Annotated in this window: 3 protein-coding genes; 2 read left to right on the forward strand and 1 reads right to left on the reverse strand. The window is 39.0% G+C overall.

Annotated features, from left to right (window positions below; genetic code table 11):
- The first annotated feature begins 116 nt into the window (after nucleotides 1-116).
- Both B4C08_RS10025 and B4C08_RS10030 read left to right on the forward strand, forming a co-directional pair.
- Nucleotides 117-1,517 (forward strand): alpha-amylase family glycosyl hydrolase, encoded by a 1,401-nt coding sequence (locus tag B4C08_RS10025; protein ID WP_296091223.1) that lies wholly within the window; start codon nucleotides 117-119, stop codon nucleotides 1,515-1,517.
- On the forward strand, nucleotides 1,502-3,535 hold the full coding sequence (locus B4C08_RS10030) for a TIM-barrel domain-containing protein (RefSeq protein WP_349675602.1): 2,034 nt from the start codon (nucleotides 1,502-1,504) through the stop codon (nucleotides 3,533-3,535). Before B4C08_RS10025 ends, B4C08_RS10030 begins: the two co-directional genes overlap by 16 nt.
- 123 nt (nucleotides 3,536-3,658) lie before the next feature.
- On the opposite strand, the gene B4C08_RS10035 is transcribed toward B4C08_RS10030, so the two are convergent.
- Nucleotides 3,659-4,156, reverse strand: coding sequence for a deoxycytidylate deaminase (locus B4C08_RS10035; protein ID WP_295800533.1), 498 nt, complete (start codon nucleotides 4,154-4,156; stop codon nucleotides 3,659-3,661).
- Nucleotides 4,157-4,319 lie beyond the last annotated feature (163 nt).

The following is a 4,319-nucleotide window of genomic DNA, read 5'->3' on the forward strand; positions in this document are numbered from 1 at the left end:
TCAGGAATCTGCTGGAAATTTTCAATAGATTATCAACCAAGTTTCTTTCAGAAACATCGCAGGGTCAAGCCCGATAATGACAATAGAAATTAAATCTAAACAATTACGGAGGAAAAATGATTAGAAAAATTTTTACATTTGCAATGATTTTTATTTTAGGAGTTTCTGCTATGCCTGCGGAAAATAAAATGCAAACAAAACAAGGAACTATACTCCACTGCTGGTGCTGGTCGTTCAAGACAATTGAAGATAACATTGAAAAAATTGCAGAAGCAGGATTCACTGCAATCCAAACTTCCCCTGCGAATGAATGCTTTGAAGGGGACAACGGCGGACTTGAAATTATGAGTCAAAAAAACGGAAAGTGGTACTATCACTATCAGCCTACAGACTGGAAAATTGGAAACTATCAGCTTGGAACAAGAGACGACTTTATTCGTATGTGCGCAAAGGCAAAAAAATACGGAATCGCGGTAATTGTTGACGTTGTTCCAAACCACACGACGACACACAAAGATGAAATTTCCTTGGACTTCATAGAAGCTGTAGGCGGAATGCAAAAAATGTACCACAAGAATTCCGACCACACAATCAGAAGCATGGCAAACCGCAGAGAAGTTACAAGCGCAATGCTCGGAGGACTTCCAGATGTAAATACAGAAAATCCGCTTTTTCAAGAATACTTTATGAACTACATAAACGACCTCATTGAATGCGGTGCCGACGGATTCAGATTTGACACAGCAAAACATATTGCCCTTCCCGACGACCCTGTAGATCCTGCTTCAAAGGAAAACGACTTCTGGCCAGTCTTTACAGGAAAAAAATCAGTAAACGGAAAATCTGTAAAAAATGCAAATGAGCTTTTTATTTACGGAGAAGTTCTTCAGGAAGGAGCTTCAAGAGAAGATGCATACGGAAAACTTTTTCCAGTAACAGCGAGCAACTACGGAAAGCTTTTAAGAAGCGCGTTAAAAAATGAAAAGCTAAACGCAAAAGGAATTGTAAACTTTCAAAATGCAGCTTCTCCGGAACTTGTAACTTGGGTTGAAAGCCATGACACTTATGCAAACGAAGGAGAGTCCGCCTACCTTACAAATTTTATGATCCGAGCAGGCTGGGCAGTCATAGCTTCAAGAAAAGACGGAACTCCATTGTTCTTTAACCGCCCAAAAGGAAAAGAAGCTACACAGTTTCCAGGAGAATCCAAAATCGGCGAAACAGGAAACGATGAGTATTTCAGTCCGGAAGTTTCTGCTGTAAACAAATTCAGAACTGCAATGCAAGGTGAAAATGAAAAATTCATCAACGGAGAAAATGCGGGCGTTCTAATTATAAAGCGAGGAGAAAAAGGCTGCGTAATAATAAACTTAAACTCCAAGCCGTCTGCCGTTCAAGTTGAAATAAAACTTCCAAAAGGAACTTACATTGACAAGGCAAACAAAACAAAATTTGTCTTAAAGAATTCAGTTCTAAAAGGAAAAATAAAGCAAAAATCAATTTGCGTAGTCTATTAATTAGCTATTGGAGGCATAAAATGATTAAGAGATTTGTATTCGGAAAACCATTTGACACAGAAACTGTAAAACAAAAGCCTGAAGCCTGCAAAGAAAAAATTCCATATTTTAAAAACGCAGGAGATTCTAGCTTTTCACTTGAAATGGACTTAAGCGACATTGTTTACGGTCTTGGTGAAAATGTGCGCGGAATAAACAAGCGCGGATTCATTTACGAAAGTTTCTGCACAGACCAGCCGGAACACAACGAAAACAAAAGCTCACTTTATGCCGCCCATAATTTTTTCATTGTATCTGGAAACGAAAAAAACTTCGGAGCATTCTTTGACGCTCCAGGAAAAATTACATTCGACATTGGAGCTTCAAGCTATTCAACTCTTAAAGTCGCTGTAGAAAATCCAGAATTTGAACTCTACATAATAGAAAACCCAACGCTAGAATTAATTATAAAAGAATTCAGAACTTTAATCGGACAAAGCTACATTCCTCCAAGATGGGCATTTGGAATAGGACAGTCTCGTTGGGGCTACACTTGCGAAGAAGATGTAAGAAATGTCGTTGAAAACTACAGAAAGAACAATATTCCGCTAGACATGGTTTACCTAGACATAGACTACATGGAAAACTTTAAGGACTTTACTGTTAACAAAAAATCATTTCCAGACTTTAAAAATTTTGTTTCCGGCATGAAAAAAAATTCAGTTCGCATTGTTCCAATCATTGATGCCGGAATAAAAATGGAAGACGGATATAAACTTTACGAAGAAGGAAAGAAAAACAATTATTTTTGCAAGGGCAAAGACGGAAACGACTTTATAGTTGGCGTGTGGCCAGGAAAATGCTGTCTTCCAGATTTCTTAAATCCAGAAGCAAGAAAATGGTTTGGAATGAAATATAAATTTCTTACAGACCAAGGCATTGAAGGATTCTGGAACGACATGAACGAGCCTGCCCTCTTTTACTCTGAAAAAAATCTGGAAAAAGTTTTTGACCAGGTAAACGAAATGAAAAAGCTCAACATTGGCTTAAAAGAAAACTTCGCGCTAAAAGACACTGTCTTGAATCTTGCAAATAATATCGATGACTACAAAAGTTTTTACCATTGCAAGGACGGAAAAAAAATCCGCCATTATGACGTTCATAACCTTTACGGCTACAACATGACAAGAGCTGCATCCGAAGCATTCAAAAAGATTTCTCCAGAAAAAAGAATTCTTATGTTTTCAAGATCTTCCTGCATAGGCTCTCACAGATACGGCGGAATATGGATGGGAGACAATATGTCAAGGTGGCAGCACATTCTCTTGAACTTAAAAATGCTTCCGTCTCTTAATATGTGCGGCTTCTTATACACAGGCGCGGACTTAGGCGGATTCGGAGAAAACACAACAGAAGACCTTTTATTGCGCTGGTATGCCCTTGGAATTTTTATGCCTCTTTTAAGAAACCACTCCGCATTAGGAACACGGGAACAAGAGCCTTTTAGATTTAAAAACAGCATAGAAAAATTCAGGAACATTCTTAAACTGCGATACAGACTTCTTCCTTATATCTACAGCGAGTTTATGAAAGCCGCCTTGCAAGGAACAATGTATGCAAGCCCGCTTGGATTTATCTGGCCAAAGGATGAAGATGCAAGAAGGACAGAAGACCAGCTTATGATTGGAGAAAGCATTATGATTGCTCCGGTCTATGAACAAAACGCAATAGGACGCCACGTTTATCTTCCGGAAGAAATGAAGCTTGTAAAGTTCAAGGACAGCGAAAACTACGAGGAAAAAATAATTCCAGCCGGACATAACTTTATACACATTGCGCTAGATGAAGTTGCATTCTTTATCCGCAAAGAACACATTTTGCCGCTTGCAGACAACGCTGATTCAGTTGAAAAAATTGACTTTGAAAAACTCACAACTATAAGCTTTGCAGAAAAAGGCACAAGCTACGAACTCTACACTGACGACGGAGAATGCAGAAATCCTAGCTTGAGCGGAAATTTAAAAACTATAAGTGTATAAAATAACCTAAATTTCGAGTTTTATAGTTTAGTGTCATTACCGTGCATGACCGGATAATCTTTTAAAAATTAAAAAGATTCCCATGTCATAGCATGGGAGTGCCTTCTTAGTAACCATGTGCTTCTACATATCGGCATAAGTCTGAACAGAATCCTCAAGGTGTTCAATCTTTATGCCAGCTTCGGCAAACATTTTCATTGAGTCTTCTTCATCATGGTAATGCTTTTCGCAGACAACTCTTTTTATTCCGCAGTTTATAATAAGCATGGCGCACGTTCTGCAAGGAGTCATTTTGCAGTACACGGTCGCTCCGTCAATTGAAATTCCTCTTTTTGCAGCCTGGCAAATCGCATTCTGCTCGGCATGAACGGTTCTTACGCAGTGCTGGGTAATAGAACCGTCAGCGTGAATCATTTTTCGCATAAGGTGGCCAACTTCATCGCAATGAGCAAGCCCGGCAGGACTTCCGACATAGCCTGTAACAAGAATCTGATTATCCTTTGCAATTACACAGCCGCTTCTTCCGCGGTCGCAAGTCGCACGTTTTGCAATAGTACGCGCAACTTCCATAAAGTATTCATCCCAGGTCGGACGCACATATTTTTCTTTTTCTTCGCTCATGCAAAAAATTTACCATAATTTCCTGAAAAAAAAAAGACTTAATCCCATTATGTTTTTTTTATTCACTGGCTTTTAGGTCAAAACTTACTGACTTTTAGGTCAAAACTCACTGACTTTTGGGTCAAAACTCACTGGCTTTTGGGTCAAAACTCACTGGCTTTTG

Source organism: Treponema sp. UBA753, from assembly GCF_002297325.1.
Taxonomy (GTDB): Bacteria; Spirochaetota; Spirochaetia; order Treponematales; family Treponemataceae; genus Treponema_D.

Bases quoted from the DNA above. Each gene is read 5' to 3' on its own strand.
- B4C08_RS10025 (WP_296091223.1), top strand. From the start codon at position 117: ATGATTAGAAAAATTTTTACATTTGCAATGATTTTTATTTTAGGAGTT.
- B4C08_RS10035 (WP_295800533.1), bottom strand. From the start codon at position 4,156: ATGAGCGAAGAAAAAGAAAAATATGTGCGTCCGACCTGGGATGAATAC.